General features: G+C 72.6%; 16 protein-coding genes, 2 tRNA genes, 1 pseudogene and 1 riboswitch. Of the genes and pseudogenes, 10 read left to right on the forward strand and 9 right to left on the reverse strand.

Going from position 1 to position 21,483, the window contains the following annotated elements; all coding sequences use genetic code 11:
* The 3 genes and pseudogenes from ACFYOP_RS31605 to ACFYOP_RS31615 form a co-directional block, all read left to right on the forward strand.
* Positions 1-305: pseudogene (locus ACFYOP_RS31605) on the forward strand (RNA helicase); the annotation flags it as partial.
* Between the two features lie 263 nt (positions 306-568).
* On the forward strand, positions 569-4,054 hold the full coding sequence (locus tag ACFYOP_RS31610) for a FlgD immunoglobulin-like domain containing protein (protein ID WP_356898549.1): 3,486 nt from the start codon (positions 569-571) through the stop codon (positions 4,052-4,054).
* Between the two features lie 148 nt (positions 4,055-4,202).
* Positions 4,203-4,278: transfer RNA gene (locus ACFYOP_RS31615), tRNA-Lys, on the forward strand.
* A 99-nt stretch (positions 4,279-4,377) separates the two neighbouring features.
* Here the strand turns inward: ACFYOP_RS31615 and ACFYOP_RS31620 are convergent.
* From ACFYOP_RS31620 to ACFYOP_RS31630, 3 genes are all read right to left on the reverse strand, one after another.
* Positions 4,378-4,581: a hypothetical protein gene (locus tag ACFYOP_RS31620; protein ID WP_356898550.1), complete on the reverse strand. Its 204-nt coding sequence runs from the start codon at positions 4,579-4,581 to the stop codon at positions 4,378-4,380.
* A 112-nt stretch (positions 4,582-4,693) separates the two neighbouring features.
* Entirely contained in the window at positions 4,694-4,825 is a 132-nt protein-coding gene (locus tag ACFYOP_RS31625) for a hypothetical protein (protein WP_356898551.1), read from the reverse strand.
* A 23-nt stretch (positions 4,826-4,848) separates the two neighbouring features.
* Entirely contained in the window at positions 4,849-5,343 is a 495-nt protein-coding gene (locus ACFYOP_RS31630; protein WP_356898552.1) for a hypothetical protein, read from the reverse strand.
* 548 nt (positions 5,344-5,891) lie between these two features.
* Here ACFYOP_RS31630 and ACFYOP_RS31635 point away from each other — a divergent pair.
* Positions 5,892-6,470 carry a DUF5919 domain-containing protein gene (locus ACFYOP_RS31635; protein ID WP_356898553.1) on the forward strand — a complete coding sequence of 193 codons (579 nt, stop codon included), beginning with the start codon at positions 5,892-5,894 and terminating at the stop codon, positions 6,468-6,470.
* Between the two features lie 113 nt (positions 6,471-6,583).
* On the opposite strand, the gene ACFYOP_RS31640 is transcribed toward ACFYOP_RS31635, so the two are convergent.
* Complete coding sequence (locus ACFYOP_RS31640; RefSeq protein WP_356898554.1) at positions 6,584-7,264, reverse strand: methyltransferase domain-containing protein; 681 nt, start codon at positions 7,262-7,264, stop codon at positions 6,584-6,586.
* Between the two features lie 174 nt (positions 7,265-7,438).
* On the opposite strand from ACFYOP_RS31640, the gene ACFYOP_RS31645 reads away from it, so the two are divergent.
* On the forward strand, positions 7,439-7,918 hold the full coding sequence (locus ACFYOP_RS31645) for an Rrf2 family transcriptional regulator (protein ID WP_356898555.1): 480 nt from the start codon (positions 7,439-7,441) through the stop codon (positions 7,916-7,918).
* Between the two features lie 92 nt (positions 7,919-8,010).
* Positions 8,011-9,204: a globin domain-containing protein gene (locus ACFYOP_RS31650; RefSeq protein WP_356898556.1), complete on the forward strand. Its 1,194-nt coding sequence runs from the start codon at positions 8,011-8,013 to the stop codon at positions 9,202-9,204.
* Between the two features lie 10 nt (positions 9,205-9,214).
* On the opposite strand, the gene sigJ is transcribed toward ACFYOP_RS31650, so the two are convergent.
* The gene (gene sigJ / locus ACFYOP_RS31655) at positions 9,215-10,093 is read right to left on the reverse strand and encodes an RNA polymerase sigma factor SigJ (RefSeq protein ID WP_356898557.1); all 879 of its coding nucleotides are present in this window, start codon (positions 10,091-10,093) and stop codon (positions 9,215-9,217) included.
* A gap of 171 nt (positions 10,094-10,264) precedes the next feature.
* Between sigJ and ACFYOP_RS31660 the strand changes: the two genes are divergently transcribed.
* From ACFYOP_RS31660 to ACFYOP_RS31670, 3 genes are all read left to right on the forward strand, one after another.
* Positions 10,265-10,338 (forward strand) — tRNA-Met (locus ACFYOP_RS31660).
* Between the two features lie 214 nt (positions 10,339-10,552).
* The gene (locus tag ACFYOP_RS31665; protein ID WP_356898558.1) at positions 10,553-11,698 is read left to right on the forward strand and encodes a PP2C family protein-serine/threonine phosphatase; all 1,146 of its coding nucleotides are present in this window, start codon (positions 10,553-10,555) and stop codon (positions 11,696-11,698) included.
* A 308-nt stretch (positions 11,699-12,006) separates the two neighbouring features.
* Positions 12,007-12,162, forward strand: a riboswitch (cyclic di-AMP (ydaO/yuaA leader).
* Positions 12,163-12,172: 10 nt separating this feature from the next.
* On the forward strand, positions 12,173-13,216 hold the full coding sequence (locus ACFYOP_RS31670; RefSeq protein ID WP_356898559.1) for a M23 family metallopeptidase: 1,044 nt from the start codon (positions 12,173-12,175) through the stop codon (positions 13,214-13,216).
* A gap of 151 nt (positions 13,217-13,367) precedes the next feature.
* On the opposite strand, the gene ACFYOP_RS31675 is transcribed toward ACFYOP_RS31670, so the two are convergent.
* From ACFYOP_RS31675 to ACFYOP_RS31690, 4 genes are all read right to left on the reverse strand, one after another.
* Complete coding sequence (locus ACFYOP_RS31675; RefSeq protein WP_388453678.1) at positions 13,368-14,744, reverse strand: PrsW family intramembrane metalloprotease; 1,377 nt, start codon at positions 14,742-14,744, stop codon at positions 13,368-13,370.
* Between the two features lie 69 nt (positions 14,745-14,813).
* Entirely contained in the window at positions 14,814-15,605 is a 792-nt protein-coding gene (gene trmB, locus ACFYOP_RS31680) for a tRNA (guanosine(46)-N7)-methyltransferase TrmB (protein WP_356898560.1), read from the reverse strand.
* A gap of 90 nt (positions 15,606-15,695) precedes the next feature.
* A complete protein-coding gene (gene lhgO, locus ACFYOP_RS31685) occupies positions 15,696-16,913 on the reverse strand; it encodes an L-2-hydroxyglutarate oxidase (protein WP_356898561.1) in 1,218 nt (405 codons plus the stop codon).
* A gap of 180 nt (positions 16,914-17,093) precedes the next feature.
* Positions 17,094-18,587 carry an MFS transporter gene (locus ACFYOP_RS31690; RefSeq protein ID WP_356898562.1) on the reverse strand — a complete coding sequence of 498 codons (1,494 nt, stop codon included), beginning with the start codon at positions 18,585-18,587 and terminating at the stop codon, positions 17,094-17,096.
* A gap of 681 nt (positions 18,588-19,268) precedes the next feature.
* Between ACFYOP_RS31690 and ACFYOP_RS31695 the strand changes: the two genes are divergently transcribed.
* Positions 19,269-21,437: an asparagine synthase-related protein gene (locus tag ACFYOP_RS31695; RefSeq protein ID WP_356898563.1), complete on the forward strand. Its 2,169-nt coding sequence runs from the start codon at positions 19,269-19,271 to the stop codon at positions 21,435-21,437.
* The last annotated feature ends 46 nt before the right edge of the window (positions 21,438-21,483 follow it).

Raw genomic sequence — 21,483 nt, forward strand, 5'->3', positions numbered from 1 at the left:
TCCGTGGCGGCCGCTCCTTCGAGCGCCGTGACGAGCGTCCCTCGGGCGGCGGCTTCCGCCGCGACGACCGTCGGGACAACGACCGTGGCGGCTTCCGCCGCGACGACCGTCCGGCCGGCCACCGCGGCAGCGACCGCCCCTTCAACCGCGACCGCCGCGACGACCGTCCCTCGGGCGGCTTCCGCCCCGGCGCCGGTGACCGCCCCCACGGCCGCCGTGACGACCACCGCGGTGGCGCCGCCGGCTCCGGCTCCTTCGGTGGCGGCCGCCGCGACGACAAGCCGCGCTGGAAGCGCAACGGCTGACGCCCGCTGAATCCCGGTCAGGGCCCGTACGACACCTCGGTGTCGTACGGGCCCTGTCGCGTCCTCCCCGGGCCGAGCGAGAAGTGGGGACGCGCCCAGGGCTGTGAGCTGGGGCTGTTGCTAGGCTCCGCCTACTTGTGCTGCGGGAGAGGCCGGGGGGATCTGGCCGGGAGGGGCGCCGTCGGTGACGGCCGCACTCCGCTCCTTCAGCTCTGCCCCAGGGGAGGAACCGGGTGCACAGACGCCCATCCATTCGTCCTGCCGTGTTCGTCACGGCAGCCGTCACTCTTGTCGCGGGAACCGGGCCGCTCGCCGTCCCGGCCGTCGCGGCACCGACCGCCGAATCCGTCGCCGGACAGGTCGACTTCACGCCCACCTCGCGCAAGCTGCCGCGCCAGGAGGAGATCTACAACCTCGGGCCCACCGGCTATCTCCACGGTTCCGAGCGCCACAGCAGCGTCAGTGGTGACGCGTCGGTGTGGACGGCGTACGAGACCGGGAAGAGCACCGAGCTCACCGGCCTCGGCGGGGGCCGAGGGCCCGGCAGCGGGGCTCTCGGCTCCGCCGGCGAGGGGTCGGACGTCGTCGCCTTCGACGACTCCGGGAGCGAGAGCGTCGACCTCAAGGACATGGCCACCGGCACGGTGACCCATGTCGAGGTCCCGAGCGGCGACGTCAGGGCCGGTGTCTTCGGTTCCCGCGTGCTGGTCAAGGACTACGCGGGCGAGAACCTGGACCAGGTGCCGGGCTGGTACCTGCTGCGGCCGCAGCAGGACGGCTCGATCGTCCGCACCCCCGTGGAGGGCTGGCCCGCGGGCAGCGACCTCAAGGACGGCAGGCCGCTGGGCGGCGACGCCCGCTCCGTCGTGGTCGCCTTCAGCACCACGCCCGACCCGTACGACGTGCCGGACATGCTGGGCGTCGTCGATCTGGCGACCGGTGCGCTCGAGTCCTTCGAGGCCATGGCCTCCTCGCGCGCCGTCCTGGACCCCGGGCAGATCGCCTGGTGGGACCACCGGGACCGCAGCGTCCACATCCGCAGCCGCGCCGACCTCGCCGGCGGCGAGCGGACGGTCGCCGTGCCGGAGGACCTCGACCACGACCACTTCGCCCTCCTCGGCGACGACTGGCTGATGGCCCCGGAGAAGGACGGCACGACCGACCCGTTCGGCAGGGGCATCGTCGCGTTCTCCCTGGACGGGACGCGGCGCAAGGCCCTGCTGGAGAACGCGGGCTCGCAGACCGAGCAGTTCCCCGGCGGCGGCGCGGTCACGATCGGCGGTGAGTCGTCCGAGGCCTGGTTCGTCCACCGGGCCACGGTCGAGAACGGCACCCCGCTGCTGCGGAAGCTGCACCACATCGAGCCCATGACGGCCGAGGTCGATGCGATCGCCGTGGCCGGCGGCTCCGTGACGACCCTGGAGGAGAACGGCGTCAGGTCGACGTCCGGCTTCTACCGCCGGGACCTCGCCCCGCTCGCGTCCCCCACCACCGCCGGAAAGGCCGAGTGGCTCGGCCGTGAGACCAGCCGATACGAGACCACGAGCTGCGGCGCGGTCGCCTGCGAGTCGGTGTTCGCCTCCGGCGACGGACGCTCCGTCTACGAGGTCAGCACCACGCTGAACGGGACGACCACCGCCGAACTCGTCGCCCGTGGCGCCACGGACCGTGTCGCGCGGGTGAACACCGGCCAGGGATCCGGGCAGATCGTCGACACCTTCGGCCGCTACGCGGCCTTCGCGGGCGGCGCGGTGTCCGTCGGCCAGCCGGACCCGGCCGGGAAGCTGGTCGTCGTCGACTTCGACGCCCCCGCCGGTTCCGGAATCGTGCTGACCAAGCCGCGTACGGCAGCGGCGATCTGGGGCAGCACCCTGTACACCGCGACGGGCACGGCCGGTGAGGTCGAACTGACCGACCTGCGGACGGGCACGCGGACGGGCATGCTCCAGACCGGCGCGAGCTGCGTCCCCGTCGAACTGCAGACGGCGGGCCGCTGGCTCTCCTGGTCCTGCCCGTACTTCAGGTCGTCCGGCGCGATCGACCGGGACAACGGCACCAAGGTGACGCTGCCCGGCGACCGGGGCCTCCTGGGTGACGGTTTCTTCGTGACCGTCTCCGAGACCTTCGTCGTGACGGAGTTCCAGGACGGCACGGCCGAGACCCGCGATCTGGGTGTGCGGCCGGGCTGGAACGGCGGACGCGCCACCATGCGGTACTCCTGGAACGTCGACCGCTTCGGCGGCGGCATCGCCTACATCGACAACGAGTTCCAGGGTCACGTCATCCCCAGCGGCGTCCCCGTCTCCGACCTGGCGGCATTCCCCGCCGGCGTCCCGACGACCGCCGACCTGGCCGGCGGCGCGGGCTGGGCGGCGAACTGGCAGCTCTCCCGGCCCGCTTCCTCCTGGCGGCTGACGGTGCACGACAAGGCGGGCACCGCCGTGCACACGGCCGGCGGCGGGGGGACCAGGGGCCCCGTGCGGGTCAGCTGGGACGGCAGGGGAACGGACGGCAAGGCCGTCGTCGACGGTACGTACAGCTGGAGCCTGAAGGCCCTCCCGGCGGACGGCACGGGGCCGGCGGCGACCGCCACGGGCACGTTCCGGGTGACCGGCGGGACCGAGGCCGTCACCGGCACGTTCCAGCCGGTGCAGCCCAACCGAGTGATGGACACGCGGATCGGGCTCGGCGTGCCGAAGGCGAAGGTCGGCGCCGGGAAGACGGTCACCCTGCAGGTGGCGGGCACCGGCGGCGTGCCCGCGTCGGGAGTGACGGCGGTCGTCATGAACGTGACCGCGACGACGGTCAGCGCGACGACCTATGTGGCCGTGTACCCGAACGGGACGACGCGCACCAGCGCGTCGAACCTGAACGTCCGTACCGGTGAGACGCGTCCCAACCTGGTCGTCGTGCCGGTGGTGAACGGCAAGGTGAACTTCTACAACTACGCCGGTTCGCTGAACCTGATCGCCGATGTGTCGGGCTACTTCACCGCGTCGGGCGAGGGCTCGACGTACGAGCCGGTGACGCCCAACCGTCTGATGGACACGCGGATTGGGCTGGGTGTGCCGAAGGCGAAGGTCGGCGCGGGCCGGACCGTCACGCTCCAGGTGACGGGCCGCGGCGGAGTGCCTTCCTCCGGGGTCACGGCCGTGGTGCTGAACGTGACGGGCACGACGGCGACGGCGACGACGTACGTCGCGGTCCATCCCAACGGCATGCCGCGCACCAGCGCGTCGAACCTGAACCTGGTGGCGGGCCAGACGGCGCCGAACCTGGTGGTCGTGCCGGTGATCAACGGGAAGGTCAGCTTCTACAACTACGCCGGGACCGTGAACCTGATCGCGGACGTGTCGGGCTACTTCACGTCCGCCACCGACGGCTCCACGTACCGGCCGCTGACTCCGACGCGGTTCATGGACACGCGCATCGGCCTGGGCGTACCGAAGGCGAAGGTCGGCGCGGGCAAGACGGTGACGCTCCAGGTGACCGGGAAGAACGGCGTACCCGCGTCCGGGGTCACGGCCGTGGTCATGAACGTGACGGGTACGACGGTGACGGCGACGACCTATGTGGCCGTCTACCCGAACGGCACGACCCGCACCAGCGCGTCGAACCTGAACCTGGTGGCGGGCCAGACGGCCCCGAACCTGGTGATCGTCCCGGTGGTCAACGGCAAGGTCACGTTCTACAACTACGCCGGCTCGGTGAACCTGATCGCCGACGTCGCCGGCTACTACGTGAGCTGACGCCACGGCCCCCGGCCGCCGCGTCCCCGTGCCACGCCGCTTCGGCGGGGCACGGGGACGCGGGGCCGACGGCGGGGGACGCGGCCGGGAAGGGATACCCGATCGGCTCCGGGGATCTCTCCCGCTATGCTCAGGGGTGTTGTGTCGAGGGCCGTTAGCTCAATTGGCAGAGCAGCGGACTTTTAATCCGTTGGTTGTGGGTTCGAGTCCCACACGGCCTACCACTCAGCCCCAGGTCAGGAAGGTTCTGACGTGGGGCTCATCTCGTTCCGGGGCCGGATCGGCGCTCCTGCTGGCCCGCTGCTGGCCCGAAAGGTAAACGATCAAGCGTTCTCGGACCTGATGTCCCCGACGTAGTGCAACTGCACCCCGGACGGGGGCCCGCCGATCGGGCCGTCGCCGTCGTTGATCGAGTAGCGGCAGTGGACGCCCGGACGCTCAGGATGCGGGAGACGGAACTCGGTCGGCCCCGGAGTGGCGTCGATCGTCTGGCCCTTGTGCGGGCCGCTCATGATGTGAAGGTTCATGTGGGCGCAGGGTGCCTGTGCACTCGCGGAAACGCAAGCACGCGACGTGGGCAAGAAGTAGCCCCGGCCGGCTGCGACGGGGGACGCAGACCGGCCGCGGCCGTAGGGTGCCTCAGCTTGCGGGCGAGAAGATGAAGCCGCGCACGGGCCGCGGCTCATCCGGGTCACGCGACGGCGGCTCCTGCGCTCGCTCCCAGGCTTCCACCAGCTCGGCGTACCGCGGGTCGATCCACTCCTGTGACATGCGGGTCACCTCCTGCCCTCAGGCTACGGCTGCTCAGGCTTCGGCATGGGGCGGATCTGGCAGTTCGGCGCGTGCTGGCAGTTCGCCGCCACGGAGACGAGGAGCTTCTCGTCGGGCGCGCCCCACAGCTCCGAGTCGACGTCGAACCCTGCTCGGGCGATCAGCTCCCGTGTGCGGTCCAGGATCGCCGGGGCGTAGTGGGTCGGGTCCCAGCCCGGGTAGTGGTGCACGAACGAGCCGAACCTGCCGCACAGCTCCGCATATAGGGCGGAGTGCAGCAGCAGCGCGTGCCACCCCTCGTCGACCACGCGGGACGGAGCCATGCCGACGCCGGGCTTCTGCGCGCAGGTGGCGACGAACTTGATGCCCTCCTCGACGATCCGGCCGGCCATGTCCTCGGACATGTTCGGGTTGGCGTCCATCACCGTCTTGCGGACGTTGTCGAAGTGCTCGCCGACCAGGGCGCGCGGGTCGGTCGGGATCGGGTTTCCGGGCGGGTCGGGTACGGGCATGGACATGGGCAGTCCCTTCACTGGAGTGGTGGGATGAACCCGCCCCGGCCGGGGTTTCCTGGCGGGATGCGTCCGGCCGGGGCGGGGGTACGGGACGGTCAGCGGCAGCGGGGGCACTGGCACGGCGGGAACGCCATGGAGCCGGTCCCGGGCGCTGCGCCTTCCGGGAGTTCCACGGCTTCGCGTGCGGGCTCGCCGCGGCCTATGCCGTCTCGCTCGCGCAGTAGCTGCCGCAGGGTTTCGCGGGCGCCAGACGGGCCGCGCCCTTGCTGCTTGTCCGTCATGTAGCCAACGTGGACCAGCCTTTAGGACGTTTCTACGGCCGCGACCCTGACGGACAGGACGCTTCGGGACTACCGTCCGAGAAAGCCCAAACGTCCTCGGGGGTCACCTTGAATACGGTGCTGCGTGACGCTATGGCCCAGGCGGATATGACCGTTGGCCGCCTCGCCCGTACAGTCGGCGTGACGGTTAAGACGGCCGAACGCTGGTTATCCGACCCGTCACGGGTCCCTCACCCGCGGACCCGCTCTGACGTAGAAGACGCGTTGGGAGTGAGCGCCGAGGTGCTGTGGCCGAAGGCTGTCCGATCGGCAGTGAAGACCGGGCCGGACCGCGAGATCGTGGCGGCGTACCCGTACCGGAATGCCTGCCCGACCTCGGTGTGGGCGCAGCTGATCGACGGCGCCTCGCAGTCGATAACGTTCGCCGGGTACACCAACTACTTCATCTGGCAGGAGCATCCGCGGCTCGCCGACCGCCTGCGTCGCAAAGGCGAGGACGGCTGCTCCGTACGGTTCATCGTCGGCGACCCGGAGTCGGAGGTGACGCGCCGGCGCGAGGAGGTCGAGGGCGTGCCGCTCACTGTGGGTACGCGGATCCGGATCACCCTGGACGCGCTGGGGAAGATGCGCGAGGCGCCGGGCCTGCAGGCCCGGTTCAGTGACGAGCACATCGCCCTGTCGGTGTTCGCGTTCGATGACCAGATGCTGGTGACACCGCACATCTCGAACCTGCTGGGGCACGAGTCTCCGATGCTGCACCTGCGGCGCCTCGGTGAGGACGGCCTGTACGGCCGCTTCGCGTCCCACGTCACCGCCCTGTGGGAGACCGGGCGTCCCGTCTGGACATGAACGCCCGCGCGCAGGACATCACGATTCGCTGACCGCGCCGTACCGGCGCGCACGTCATGGTTCACGGGCTCCCGGCCGAGCCCCGGTCCGGGGCTCGGGCGGGGCGGTGGGCGTCAGTCGCGGCGGCGGCAGGAGAGGAAGACCTGTTCCTCCGGCGGCACGTCGGCGATGGCCGGGGCGTAGGTGTAGGACGTCTCCTCGAGGATCTCGAAGCCCGCCGTCTCGATGACCTTGCGCAGCTCTTCGCGGAGGTAGCCGGAGACCCGGATGGTGTTTCCGAGGAACGGGATCGGGCGGTCGTCGACGTCCGCCTCCACCATCGAGAGCGAGAACAGGCCGCCGGGCTCCAGCACATGGTGGATGGTCCCCAGAGCCACCGGGATCTCGGCGCGCGGGAGCATGAGCAGGGAGAAGAAGGCCGCGACCGCGTCGAAGCGGCCCAGGTCGACGGGGCCGCCGGGTCGGAGGTCCGCGAGGTCGAGCTCGTGGAAGGTCGCTTCGGGGACCTTCTGCCTGGCCAGCTCCACCATGACGCTGGACAGGTCCACGCCCACCACCTCGTGCCCGGCGTCGACCAGTTGGCGTGCGGTCGGTACGCCCGTACCGCAGCCGAGGTCCAGCACCCGCGATCCGGAGGGCAGTGAGCGGATCAGCCACTCGCCGGCGGCGAGCTGTCCCTCCTTGTGGGGGAAGGCCTCGTCGTAGCGGTCGCCGATGGCGTCGAAGGCCTCTGCCTGCTCCCTGCGTTCGTCCCGCAGGTGCTCGTAGCCGGCGTCGTCGATCCCTTTGGTCACGAACGTACCTTTCTTGAGGTCATCCCGAAGGCCCCCATCATCCCGTTGCGGGCTCCCGGTGTCAGGCGTCTGGTGCATCGGGCGGTCACGAGTGCGACGCCCGGGGGGTGCCCGGGAGGTGTGGAGTGGACCCCTGAATCGGACTGTCAGATGCGCATTTGGTAGCGTTCCGCTGTGCGACTGACCAAGTTCACCGACCTGGCGCTGCGTGCCGTCATGCGCCTCGCGGTCTCCGAGCAGGGCGGACCCTCGACCACCCGGGAGGTGGCCGAGGTGGTGAACGTTCCGTATGCGCACATGGCCAAGGCGGTCGCCCGGCTCCAGCGCCTAGGGGTTCTGGAGGCCAGGCGCGGGCGGGGTGGCGGGCTGGAGCTGACCGGACTGGGCAGGCAGGCTTCCGTCGGCTGGCTGGTGCGGGAACTGGAAGGCGAGGCCGAGGTCGTCACCTGTGAGGGTGACGCGCCCTGTCCGCTGCGCGGGGCCTGCCGGCTGCGGCGGGCGCTGCGCGATGCGCAGGAGGCCTTCTACGCCACGCTCGACACGCTGACCGTGGGCGATCTGGTGGCCTCGCCGGCCGGGCCGGTGCTGGTCGGCCTGTCTGCGGGGGGCGCATCGCATCGCACCGCGCCGCATCGCACGCAAAGCACCACGTGAACAGCGTCGTGTGAAGTGAACAACGAGGTCCTCCTCTCCTCCTCGGGGGGCGCTCGATAATGCGAAGATCATTAACCAATTAAGGAGTCGCTGTGCTGTCCGAGCAGTCCGCCCCCGTCGTCCGGGCCACCCTCCCCGTCGTCGGTGCCGCCATCGGAGACATCACCCAGCTCTTCTACCGCAAGCTGTTCGACGACCGTCCCGAGCTGCTGCACGACCTGTTCAACCGGGGCAACCAGGCCAACGGAGAGCAGCAGCAGGCGCTGGCCGGGTCCATCGCCGCCTTCGCGGGCATGCTGCTCGAGAGGCCCGACGACCGGCCCGACGCGATGCTCGCGCGGATCGCGAACAAGCACGCCTCTCTGGGCGTCACCTCGGAGCAGTACAAGCTCGTGCACCACCACCTCTTCGCGGCGATCGGCGAGGTGCTTGACGACGCCGTCACCCCTGAGGTGGCCGGGGCCTGGGACGAGGTCTACTGGCTGATGGCGAACGCCCTGATCGCCCTCGAGTCCCGGCTCTACCAGCAGGCCGGCGCCGCCGAGGGTCAGGTGTGGCAGAGCATGGAGATCGTCGAGCGGCGCGAAGAGACGCCCGATGTCGTCTCGTTCCTCCTGCGCCCCGCGGACTGTACGCCGGTCCCGCTCTTCAGACCCGGACAGTACGTCAGCGTCCGGGCCGAACTGCCGGACGGGGCGCGACAGATACGTCAGTACAGCCTCTCCTCCGCCCCCGGCCGCCCGCACTGGCGGATCACCGTCAAGCGGGTACGGGACGGCCACGGCCCGCAGGGCGAGGTGTCCTCGTGGCTCCACGAAACCGCCCGGTCCGGCGATCTGTTGACCGTGTCCCTGCCGTTCGGCGACCTGGTTCCCGGCGAGGGCGACGGGCCGCTGCTCCTGGCGTCCGCCGGGATCGGCAGTACGCCGATGCTGGCCGTCCTCGACCACCTCGCCGCCACCGGGTCCACCCGCCCGGTCACCGTGGTCCACGCGGACCGCAGCGCCGCCGGCCACGCCCACCGCGAGGAGTTGCGCCGCCTCGTCGACGCGCACCCGGCCGCGTCGCTGCACCTCTGGTACGAGGAGCGGCGGGCGGGCGACGGCGCGGCGGCCGGGCAGGCCGACATCGGCGCGCTCGACCTGCCGGAGGGGCTCACGGCCTACCTGTGCGGCCCGCTGCCCTTCATGCGCGCGGTCCGCGGCGACCTGCTGCGCCGCGGTGTCCTGGCCGCGGACATCCACTACGAGGTGTTCGGGCCGGACCTCTGGCTCGGCCAGGAGTGACGCGGGGCCCTCACGCGCCCGTGACGGTGAGGTCCAGGCGGTCCAGCCGTTCCGGGTCGGTGAGGATGTCGATCTCCGCGATCCGTCCGTCGGTGACCGTGAAGGCCATGACCGCCAGGCGCCGCCCGCCCGCCATCTCGACGACCCCGGCCGCTCCGTTGACCAGGGCCGGCCGGGCCACCTCCGCGAGGCGCGCGTAGGTGATCGCCTGGCCGGCGACGGCCGCCGCGCCCCGTACGACCGAACCGGGACGCAGCGCACCGCTGTCGGAACGTACGACGACGTCCGGGGCGAGCACCGCGACGAGCGCCTCGAAGTCGCCGCCGCGCGCCGCCGCGAGAAAGGCGTCGACGGCGACACGCTGCCGGGCGAGGTCGGCGTCCGGGACGGGGGCGGAGCCCTGGACGCGGCGCCGGGCACGGCTCGCGAGCTGGCGGGTGGCCGCCGGGGTGCGCCCGACGACGGGCGCGATCTCGTCGAAGGGCACCCCGAACATGTCGTGCAGCACGAACGCCAGCCGCTCCGCGGGGCCCAGCGTCTCGAGTACGACGAGGAGCGCGAGGCCGACCGAGTCGGCGAGCAGTGCCCGGTGCTCCGGGTCGACGGTGTCCGCGCTGCTCACGATCGGTTCGGGCAGGCGCACGTCCATCGGTTCCTCGCGCCGGGACGTACGCGAGCGCAGCATGTCCAGGCAGACCCGCCCCACCACGGTCGTGAGCCAGCCGCCCAGGTTGTCGATCCCGTCGGAGTCGCTGCGGCTGAGCCGGAGCCACGCCTCCTGGACGGCGTCGTCCGCCTCGCTCAGCGAACCGAGCATCCGGTAGGCCACCGCGCGCAGTTGCCCGCGATGTGCCTCGAAGCGCTCGGCCAGGAAGTCGTGGTCGTCCATCGTCGTTCCGTCCCCTCGTCGTGCCCCGATGATCGGGTTGCCCGTATGTCTGTCGATCCGGTCCCCCGTATGTCTGACGTACGGCGGCGGGCCGATGTGACGGCGTCCGGGAGGGCTCGTGGAAAGGGTGGAGTTGATCTTGCTCGGGATGCCGTAAGGTTGTGTTCACGACGCGGGGTGGAGCAGCTCGGTAGCTCGCTGGGCTCATAACCCAGAGGTCGCAGGTTCAAATCCTGTCCCCGCTACTGATGGCACCGGCCCGGTGGTCGATCCTGGAGATCGACCACCGGGCCGGTGGCTTTTCCCCGGTCACCGGCTCTCCTCCACGGTGGTCGCTCCGACCGTCCCGGCATTCGCCCGGTTGGACGACGGGAAGTAGCTGCGCGGCGTGTCGACGCTCAGCCTGAGGAGGGCGCGGTACTGTCCGCAGCCGTCAGCGGACCCGGCAGGAGACCACCTTTGGGACAGCAGCGGCGAGCACAGGGCGGCGTGCGACGGGCTCCGTGGTTCGTTCGGGTCCTGCCCGTCGCGATGATCGTCGCGGGAGTGGTCTTCGACCTGCTGACACCTCCTCGTTTCACCCCCGTGCCGTTCTTCGCCGCCGCTCCCCTCCTCGCCGCCCCGCTCGTCACGTTCGTCATGACCCTGCTCATGGGGGTCGCCGCGATCATGGGCGTGAGTGGCATGCACGTGGTGAACGGGACCGCCGCCCAGATCACCGCGGTCACCGAGACCAGCACGGTGTTCACCGTCGCCGCTCTCGCTCTGCTCATCAACAGGGTCGTCCAGCGCAGGGGCGAACAGCTGGCGTCGGCCCGGGTGATCGCGGAGACCGCGCAGCGCGCCGTGCTGCCAGCGCCGGCCGAGCGGATCGGCGGCCTGCACATCGCCGCCCGGTACGAGGCGGCGCAGGAGGGCGCGTTCATCGGCGGTGACCTCTTCGCCGTGCAGGACACCCCGTACGGCGTGCGCCTGATCGTCGGCGACGTCCGCGGCAAGGGGCTGGGGGCGGTGGGGACCGTGGCCGTGATCATCGGCGCGTTCCGGGAGGCCGCCGAGCAGGAGCGCTCGCTCGAGGGTGTGGGGCAGCGGCTGGAGCGTGCGCTCAAGCGGGAGGGCACCCGGCGGGAGAGCCTGGACGCGGTGGAGGGCTTCACCACCGCAGTGCTGGGCGAAATCCCGCGCGGACGTGCGGTGGTGCGGCTGGTGAACCGGGGGCACCCCGAGCCACTGGTGCTGCACGCCGACGGCGCGCTGGATGTGCTCCAGCCGCAGCAGGCGGCGCTGCCGCTCGGGATGGGCCTGGGGGAGTGGCCGGACCGTGCGGAGGAGTTCCCGCTGCCCGACGGGGCGACGCTGCTGCTCTACACGGACGGCGTCACGGAGGCGCGTGACGACCGCGGTGTCTTCTACGATCCGGTCGAACGGCTCGGCGGGCGGCTCTTCCCCGGGCCCGGGGATCTGCTGGACGCGATCGTCGACGACGTGCGTTGGTACACCGGCGGTGGGTCGAACGACGACATGGCACTCCTGGCCGTCGGCCGCCCGGCGCGGGGGCAGCCGGACCGGCGCAGGACGGTGCCGGTGGTACCGCCGGAGGCGTGATCCGGCGGCGAAAACGGATGATGCGGGTCCGCCCGGCCCGTGCCGTCCGAGGCGCGACCGGTCCACCGGCCGCGCGACCCTCACGGGCCGTAATCGAAGAACACCCCTCCGCATAACATTTGACGCAACATCAGAAAAAGGTCCGGGCCTGACGTTTGATCAAGTCGCCCGGTTCCGCCCGCTTCTGTCCGGTTAAGTCCCTGCCGGAATCGTTAATGATCAACCGGAACAGCTTGGAATCCGGCCCCGCAGTCTATTAACGTTCGATAACGCAGCGCGGTCGTCCCAGCCGGCGTCAGAGTCGGCACCGCGCGCACGCGCCGAATCCCGCAAGGGAACCGGGGAACCACCAATTGGGGTGAATCGGGCACCTCTTGCCGTGCAGTCCGCGGTCGAGGCGCCCGTAGGAGACCTTCCTGCTCCGAACCCGTCAGCTAACCCGGTAGGCGAGAAGGAAGGAAGGAGAACGCCTTCGTGGCGTCCAACATGCCTGCCCCAGAGGCCCGCTTCGCGTCCGAACACTCCGGTGGCGACGCACCCGAGCGGGCCTGGGAGGAATGGAATCCCACCGAGGAGTCCATCCGCCCGGTGCGCGGCCGGCACCGTGTCATCAAGCAGCGCGGCGGACTCGCCCGCAGCTCCACGGTGCTCGGCGTCGGTGTGATCGCCGCGGTCGGCGCCGGTGGCATAGCCACCGCGCAGGACAAGCCGGCCGTGTCCATCTCGCTCCCCGACGCCATCACGGACAACCTTCCCGACGCCAAGTCCCTGCCGGGCGTCGGCTCGTTCATCTCCGACGACTCCGATGCCGGCGACGAAGCCGACGCCGCCCCGCTGACCGCCGCCGCGGCGCCCGTGGCCGACGGCGACAGCGCCGCGCAGTCGGCGGGCGCCGGTGAGGCCCTGCGCGCCCGCATCCTTCAGCAGGCCGAGCAGCAGCAGGCCGTGGCGGACGCGGAGGCCAAGGCCGCCGCGGAGAAGCTCGCCGCGGAACAGGCCGCGGCCGCTGCGGCGAAGCAGCAGAGCGAGGCCGAGGCCAAGGCCGCGGAGGAGAAGCGCAAGGCGGAGGAGGCGGCCAGGGCCAAGGCGGAGGCCGAGCGTCTCGCCGAGCTCGCGAAGAGCTTCTCCCTGCCCACCTCCTCGTACACGATCACCTCCACCTACGGCGAGGCCGGCTCCATGTGGTCCTCCGGCCAGCACACCGGCCTGGACTTCGCCGCCCCGACCGGCACGCCGGTCAAGGCCGTCCACGGCGGTACGGTCAAGGCCGCCGGCTGGTCCGGCTCCTACGGCTACCGCATCGTCCTCGAACTGGACGACGGCACCGAGGTTCTGTACGCCCACCTGTCCTCGATGACGGCGAGCGCTGGCCAGACGGTCACCACCGGCGAGACGATCGGACGCGTCGGCGCCACCGGCAACGTCACCGGGCCCCACCTGCACCTCGAGGTGCATACCGCGGGCGGCTCCGGCATCGACCCGATGGCCTGGCTGCGCGACAAGGGCCTCACCATCTGATCCCTGCCCGGTACGGGACTCGCCGCACGCTCACCCGTGCGCACTCCGTGCCGGGCAGATCCATGTCTCCGGCAGCCTTGGCGTCACACCCCCCGACGCCAGGGCTGCCGGGCTGTGCCCGGAGCACCACCGCCGCCGGCCTCCGCGGCGGTCAGGAGCGGTACGGGTTGTAGCCGCCGTAGTCGCGGTACGGAGGCGGCGCCGGTGTCCGGCTCGTCGCCCGGTCCGCGTACGCCAGTGACGGGCTCGCCACCTGGCGCCGCTGCCAGAGGTGGTGCAGCAGCTCCTGCTCGCGTTCCGCGAAGTCGGGGTCCGCCGCGCCCCGGTGGGCCCGGCGGCGCAGGAAGGCGAGCGACGTCGCGAACGCCTCGTACTCCGACACCGCGTGGCCGGCCGCCGGACCGTAGGTGCGCCGGGCGAAGTCGCGCGCCATCGCGCGGGCCCGCATCGAGGACAGGGCCCGCGACTCGGCCGCCGGCATCCAGCCCGCCGCGGCGTAGGCGGGGAGCTCGTCCGATATCGTGCGCAGCTCGCGCTGGCGGGTCCATATCGTCAGCCAGGTGAGCAGCCCGAAGGCCGGCACCATGAAGGCCCCGTACACCGCGTAGAAGCCCCACGGGCCGAGCATCGACGCGGAGCCGTTCCACAGGGCGTGCATGCCCATAGCGAGGGCCAGGCCCAGGAGCGGCAGCGCGATACGCCGCAGCCGCCGGTGGCGGCGCGCGCCGAGCGCGGCGAGACCGAAACCGAGGCCCGTCAGCACGGTGAAGAGCGGATGGGCGAACGGCGACATCACCACCCGGACGAAGAAGGTCGCGGCGGTCACCGAGGCGAAGCCGGACGTGCCCGACGACTGGTCCTCGTCGAACGCGCTGCCCAGGTAGAGGATGTTCTCCGTGAAGGCGAAGCCGGTGGAGGTGAAACCGGCGACCACCACACCGTCCACGATCCCGGTGAAGTCCCGTCTGCGGAAGACGAAGATCAGCAGGATCGCGGCGGCCTTCGCGCTCTCCTCGACGACGGGCGCCACGACCGTCGCCCCGATGGTGTCGGCGGACGCCGGATCGGCGGTCGCCGTCGCTATCCAGCGGGTCGCGAACGTGTTCGCGACGATCGCGATCAGCGCCGCGGCACAGGCGCCCCAGGCGAAGGAGAAGATCAGATTCCGCCAGGGGCCCGGCTCGACCCGGTCCAGCCACCGGAACGCGGCCAGCAGCAGCGGGACCGGCAGCGTCGCCAGAGCGAGCCCGACCAGGAAGCCCTGGGTGCCGGTCTGTTCCCGCACGAGCACCAGGATCACCAGGCCGCACAGGGCGAGCAGCGTGATCACCGCGCCGGCGCGGACCGCCCTGCTGCGCCATAACCTCGAGGCCGCCAGGGGCCGGTAGCGCCGGCGCGCGGGCTCCGGCACCTCGGTGAGCAGCACGTCGACGTGCTCCTGCCGGAGCGCGGGCAGCACCGGGTGCGGCGGCACCGCCACGCTCTGCGGGCGGTACTGCGGCGGCTGCTGCGCGGACGAGTCGGACACCTGTCGACCCTAACCACGGACACTGACAACTGGCGACGGCGCAAGGCGCGCCGAGGCCCGGCGCAGTGGTCAGCCCTGCGGCTGAACCCGGCGGAAGAGCAGGTCACGCACGGTGTGGCCCTTGTCGAGGCCCTGGCCCTCGAAGCGGGTCAGCGGCCGGAACGCGGGACGTGGCGCGAAACCGCCGCCGCTCTCGGTGTTCTCGAAGTCCGGGTGCGTGGAGAGCACTTCGAGCATCTGCTCGGCGTACGGCTCCCAGTCGGTCGCGCAGTGCAGGACCGCGCCCGGCTTGAGCCGCTGGGCGGCGAGGCTGAGGAACTCCGGCTGGATGAGCCGGCGCTTGTGGTGCCGCTTCTTGGGCCACGGGTCGGGGAAGTAGACGCGCATGCCGTCGAGCGAGTGGGGCGGCAGCATCTCCCGGAGAAGGATGATCGCGTCGCCGTTGGCGACCCGGATGTTGGACAGGCCGTTCCGCTCCGCGAGACTGAGCAGGTTGCCCTGGCCGGGGGTGTGCACGTCGACCGCGAGGATTCCGGTCGCGGGGTCTTCGGCGGCCATCTGCGCGGTGGCCTCGCCCATCCCGAAGCCGATCTCCAGGACGACCGGCAGCCCGCCGAACATCTCGTCGAGGTCCAGCACCCGGTGCCCGTCGATGTCCATGCCCCACATCGGCCACAGCCGCTGCAGCGCGTCGCCCTGCCCGGCGGTGACCCGGCTCCGCCGCGGCTGGAAGCTGCGGATGCGGCGCTCGTGGTGCGATCCGGCCGGGTCGGCGGAGGGGCCGCCGGGAAAGCGCGGCTCGCCCTTGGCGCGGATGTAGTGGCGAGGGGCGTCGGGGGTGGTGTTAAGCGACTCAGACACAGTGCTCCCGATTCTACGAGGGCGGGAGCGCCGACGGCTCCGGGCGCCCGCTCCCCCCGCCGGAGCGCGGAACGGCCGGGCCGCCGGGTGTCAGACGGAGAGCGCGGCCAGCGAGGCGAGGACGCGGCGGGCGATCTCGCGCCCGATCGGGAGCGAGGCCGTCGCCGCCGGGGAGGGGGCGTTCAGGACGTGCACCGTCCGCGGCGCCTCGCGGATCAGGAAGTCGTCGGCGAGCGTCCCGTCCCGCAGCACCGCCTGCGCCCGCACTCCTGCCGGGGCAGGCCGCAGATCCTCCTCCGTAAGAGCAGGGAGCAGCCGGCGCGCGGCCGCCGTGAAGGCGCGCTTCGAGAGCGACCGGCGCACTTCGCCGGCCCCGTACCGCCAGTGCCGGCGGGCGATGTGCCAGGAGCCGGGCCAGCCCAGGGTGCCGGCGAGCTCCCGGGGCCGGACGGTCGACCAGCGGTAGCCCTCGCGGGCCAGCGCGGGGACCGCGTTCGGGCCGACGTGGACGCCGCCGTCGATGCCGCGGGTCAGATGGACGCCGAGGAAGGGGAAGGCCGGGTCGGGCACCGGGTACACCAGGCCGCGAACGAGACCGGGGCGGGCCAGGTCGTAGTACTCGCCGCGGAAGGGGACGATCCGCATCCCGGGGTCGTCGCCCGCGAGCCGTGCCACCCGGTCGCAGTGCAGTCCGGCGCAGTTGACCAGTGTCCTGGCCCGTACGACCGTGCCCGACCGCGTCCGCACCGCGACGCCCCAGGGGCGGCGGTCCACGACGGTGACCTCCTCGCCGTACCGCACGTCCGCGCCGGACGCCGTGGCGAGCTGCGCGGCCACCGCCCCGTAGTCGCAGATCCCGGTCGTCCCCACATGGATCGCGGCGAGACCGCGGACCTCCGGCTCGTACTCCGTGATCTGGGCCGGGCCCAGCTCGCGGACCGGGATGCCGTTCTCCCGGCCGCGCTGGACCAGGGCGTGGAGCCGCGGGAGCTCGTCCCGGTCCGTCGCGACGATCAGCTTGCCCGTGACCTCGTGGTCGATGCCGTACTCGGCGCAGAACTTGACCATCTCGGCCGCGCCGCGCACCGCGAACCGCGCCTTCAGCGAGCCGGGCCGGTAGTAGATCCCGCTGTGGATCACCCCGCTGTTGCGCCCCGTCTGGTGCCTGGCGGGGCCGTTCTCCTTCTCCAGGACCGTCACCCGCGTCCCCGGCGCGGAGCGGACGAGCGCGTACGCCGTCGAGAGGCCGACGATGCCGCCGCCGACCACCAGCACGTCGCAGTCGAAGTCCTGCCCGGACGCCCTCACCGCGTCACCTCCCACCCCGATAGTGCACTGGCCCGCTGACAATGCGCTTAAACCAGCCGCCGTGCGGGACACGCACCCCAGGGCCCGGGACCGGAGGGCCTCGGCCCCCGGCCGGGGAGGCTCAGGCCGGGGTCCCCCGGCCGGGGAGGCTCAGGCCGGGGTCCCCAGGCCGGTCGAGCCTCAGGCCGGGGTCATCAGGAGCGGGCGGGCTCTCTCCCGCAGCTCCATGACCCTCGGCTCGTCGCCGTACGGCTCCAGCCGGTGCAGCAGGTCCCGTACGTACTCGGTGGTGCGCGCGGAGGAGATCCGGCCCGCCACCTCGACCGCGCGGGTGCCGGCCGCGCACGCCGCGTCCAGGTTGCCCGACTCCAGTTCGGCCACCGCGGAGACCACCAGACGCAGGCCGTGCGAGCGCACGTACTCCTCGGTGGGCCGGGACAGCGCCTGCTCGGTGAAGCGCCGCACCTGCCGGGGCGCCTTCAGATCGCGGTAGCACTCGGCCGCGTCGGCGGCGAACCGGTCGTACGAGTAGAAGCCCAGCCACGACGGGTCGCCGTCGCCCTCCCGCGAGCGCTCCAGCCAGCCCTCCGCCGCCCTGAGCGCCGCGCCCGCGGCCGCCGCGTCGCTCGCCTTGGCATGGGCCCGGGCCTCCACCAGCCGGAAGAAGCTCATGGTGCGGGCGGTGGCGAGCCCGCGGTTGCGTTCCAGTGCCGCCTGGGCGAGGTCGACGCCCTCGTCGGCGAAGCCGCGGTACGTCGCCTGCAGCGACATCGACGCGAGGACGTACCCGCCGAGCGGGACGTCCGCGGCGGCGCGCGCCAGCCGCAGGGCCTGGATGTAGTACCGCTGAGCGGCCTCCTGCTGGCCGGTGTCGAAAGCCATCCAGCCGGCCAGTCTCGTCAGCTCGGCCGTCGCACCGAACAGGGCGCGGCCCACCTCGTCCGAATAGGAGCCGAGGAGCAGCGGCGCCGCGTCGACGCGCAGGCATTCGGGGACCATGGAGGAACGCCAGTCGCCTCCGCCGTACTTGGAGTCCCAGCGTCGGGCGTCCTCCGCCGCCTCCCGCAGTTTCGCCACGTCGCTGTGACCCACGCGTGCTGGCGTGTCGGCCGAGTCCGGAGTGTCGGCGAGGTCGGCGGGCGAGGACAGGGGGGCGGAGGCGTCGGGCAGGACGAGGGAGCCGCCCGTGGTGTCGAGCAGCCGCTCGACCGACGGGTCGGCCGGGGTTATCAGCCAGCGCGACGCGGGCGTCGCATAGGCGCTCACTGCGAACGATCCGGCCAGCGACTGCCAGATCCCCCCGCTGCCGGCCCGGCGGCCCGCGAGGTCCAGCCGGTACAGCTCGGTGGCCGATTTCACCGCCTCGCCGACGTCGCGCGGAAAGGCCAGCCCCACCTCGGGGGCCGGGTCGGCGTCCGCGAGACCGATCTCGTGCAGCGGCACCGGGCGGCCGAGCTTGGCCCCGATGGCGGCGGCGATGAGGTGGGGTGCGGCGCCCTGCGGCACCATGCCCTTCGACACCCACCGGGCCACCGACGTCTTGTCGTAACGGAGGGTCAGGCCACGTTGCGCGCCGAGGTCGTTGACCCGCCGCGCGAGGCCCGCGTTGCTGATTCCCGCGAGGGCGAGAACCGTGCCGAGCTTTTCGTTCGGCCCGCGTTGCTCCCTGGACATGCGCCACCCCTCGACACACAGACGGCTGCCGTGCGCGGCCCGCGCACGGCATTCGTGCTGGGTCCTCCCGGTTCGCCGCCCCCCGTTCCGACCGGTCCCGGCCGCAAAAGCGTGCGGCCGAGCCCGGTGGAATATGCGCGCCTGTGGAGAACATCAGTAAACCCAGCGTAGTTCGCCGCATCCCGACCGTTAAGGGGCCAACTTCCCTATGGCGGGATTGTGGTCCGCGAGGGCGGACGCCCGCCCGCCCTCGTGCTCCCGCCGTGTGGCCGTGCGCCCGTTCGTGCGCTCTGGCCGGTCCGGGGGCGGGAGCGCTTCCATGAGTGCTGCGTGGGTCGGCCCGCTGCGCACTGGAACCTGCGGGCTGGGGGACACCATCGCCTCAATCCCCGCGGGCGGTGGACAGGGTCCGGGGGGTGAACTGCGCCTCCCGGTCCATGTGTTGGGCCGGTGAGGGCGCGCCGAGGTTCCCAAAAATGGCTGGATATCGCCTGTCCGACTCACCGCTTCTGCGGCTTCTGTGCACCCTCGCCGGTCTCCGGGCCGACCTCGGCACCGTCGGCAAATCGCCAATGCCAGGGGCGCGTTCACTTTTTGCGCGCGCTACGTGCGGCCCCTCACTTGCGCCTCCTTCGTGGCAGCATGTTCCCGAACGGCTTCGGGCAACGTGGGGAGGCGGCGATGCGGTGGCTGGTGGGGTGGAGCAGTATCGCCGCGAACTTCGGCACGGTGGGCGCCGTCGGGGCGTCCGGAGAAGGCCGCACCGTCCATCCCGTCGGAGCCCAGCTCCTGTGGGGTGACCCCGATCCGCTGTGGGCTGTCGGCGACTGGCGCCCCGACGAGGTACGCGTCATCACCGCGGAACCCAACCAGCGGCCCCACTCCACCCCCGCGGGCCCCCGCACCGCCCCCGGCGCACAGAATCCCGGCGTGACCCGGCTCGCCGTCCTCGGCTGCTGCGCGGCCAGCGACGAGCAACTGCGCGTCGGCCTGTTCGCGGCGCGCGGCGGCGCACTGCGGCATCTGACCGCATGGGCCGGCAGCTACACCGTCGTCGTCCAGGTCGGCCGCCGCATCACCGTCGTCGGCGATCTCGCGGGCGCGCGGCCCGTCTTCCACACCCCCTGGGCGAACGGCACCGCGTACGCCACGGCCGCCCTCCCGCTCGCCGACCTCATCGAGGCCCAGCTCGACATCGGGCACCTGGCCGCGCTGCTCGCCTGCCCCGAGACCCCTGAGGCGCTGCGCGACTCGACCCCGTACGCCGGGGTCAAGCGCATCCCGCCCGGTCACGCGCTGATCCTGCGGGAGGGCTCGCGGGAGATCACCGGCTACGAGCCGGTCGCCTCACTCGCGGTCGCCGCCCCGCAGGTCGAGGCGGCCCGCGCCATCGACGGCGTACGCGACGCACTGGTCGAGGCCGTACGCGCCAGGCTGACCGCGCCCCGGCACGCGCCGGAGACCGTGCCGCCGGACCCGGGCCCCGTCCCCGGCATGGGGCCCGCGGAACGCCGCGCGGCACGGGGCGCGCCCGCGCCGGGCATCGGCGCCGACCTCTCCGGAGGCAGCGCGTCCAGCACCCTCGCGCTGCTGGCGGCCGGACTGCCCGGCGTGCCCGGCACCGTCCTCGGCCATGGCACCGGCGCCGGCGAACGACTGCTCGCCGTCACCTTCAACGACCTCGCCACCAGCGGACACGACCTGCGCGAACCGGAACTGGAACGCGCCCGCGCCATCGCCGCCAACCCGCGGCTGCACCACGTCGTGGTCGCCGCCGGGGAGGAAGCACTCCCGTACGCCAACCTCGAATCCGGTCCGCTGACGGACGAACCCGCGCCGTCGCTCGTCACCGCCGAACGCCACCGGGGCCGACTGGCCGCCGGCAGCGCCGACCACTTCACCGGCGCGGGCGCCCGGCAGGTGCTCGACGCGCATCCGGCACGCCTGGCCGACCTGCTGCTGGACCGGCGGCGGCGCCACCTCCTGCGGCCGGTCACCGCGCTGGCCCGCTCCGAACGGCCCTCGCCGCAGTCCCTGTTCGTACCGCTGACGGTCTACCGCGCGGCTCGCAAGCTCGCCCGTACGCCCTACCGCACCGGCCTCGAGACCGCCGCCGACCACCTGCTCCTCGCCAACCGCCCGGGCCCGGCGCTGCGCAACGGCGCCGTGGGCGCGTCGCTGGCCGCGCTGGCCTGGTCCCGGCCGGGGCCCGCGGCGCGCTGGCTGACCGGGGAGGCGCTCGCTGAAGTATCGGTTCGTCTGACGGACGCGGCGACCAGGCCGACCTCGGTCCAACGCCCGGGCGAGGCCCGGGCGCGGGCCGCGCTCGCCCGCCACGCCTTCGACCACCGGATCCTGGAACAGGCCGCGGAGATCCGCAGCCAGCGGCTGCACGCGCCGTTCCTCGACAACCAGGTCGTACGGGCCTGCCGCGACCTGCCCGAGTCGCTGCGCGTCCAGCCGGGCGCGCGGGCGGCCGTCCTGCGCACGGTCCTCGCCGGCGCGGGCATCCACGACCTGCCGGCCGGCTGGGGCTCCCCGACCCACGCGTCGTCCGCCGCGGCCGCGCGGGCGGGGCTGCGGGCCGCGCTGCCGAACCTGCTCGCCCTCTTCGAGGCCCCGCTGCTCGCGGACGCCGGCCTGATCGAGGCACGCGTCGTCCGCAAGGCGCTGCGCGCGGCCTCGGAGGGCGAGCCCGTGGCGCTGGACGGGCTCGCGGACCTGGTCTCGACCGAGCTGTGGCTGCGGCGGCTGCTGTCGCGCCGCGGCACCTGCTGGACGGGGACGGCGGCTCCGCGCCAGCGTGCGGTGGCGGGCGGGGTGCCGAGGCGCCCGACGCTGCAGTCGTAGGGCGGGCGGGGCGGGGGCGCGCTGCGGGCGCGGGTGCAGGTGGGTG

It is taken from the genome of Streptomyces sp. NPDC006294, assembly GCF_042870895.1.
GTDB lineage: Bacteria > Actinomycetota > Actinomycetes > Streptomycetales > Streptomycetaceae > Streptomyces.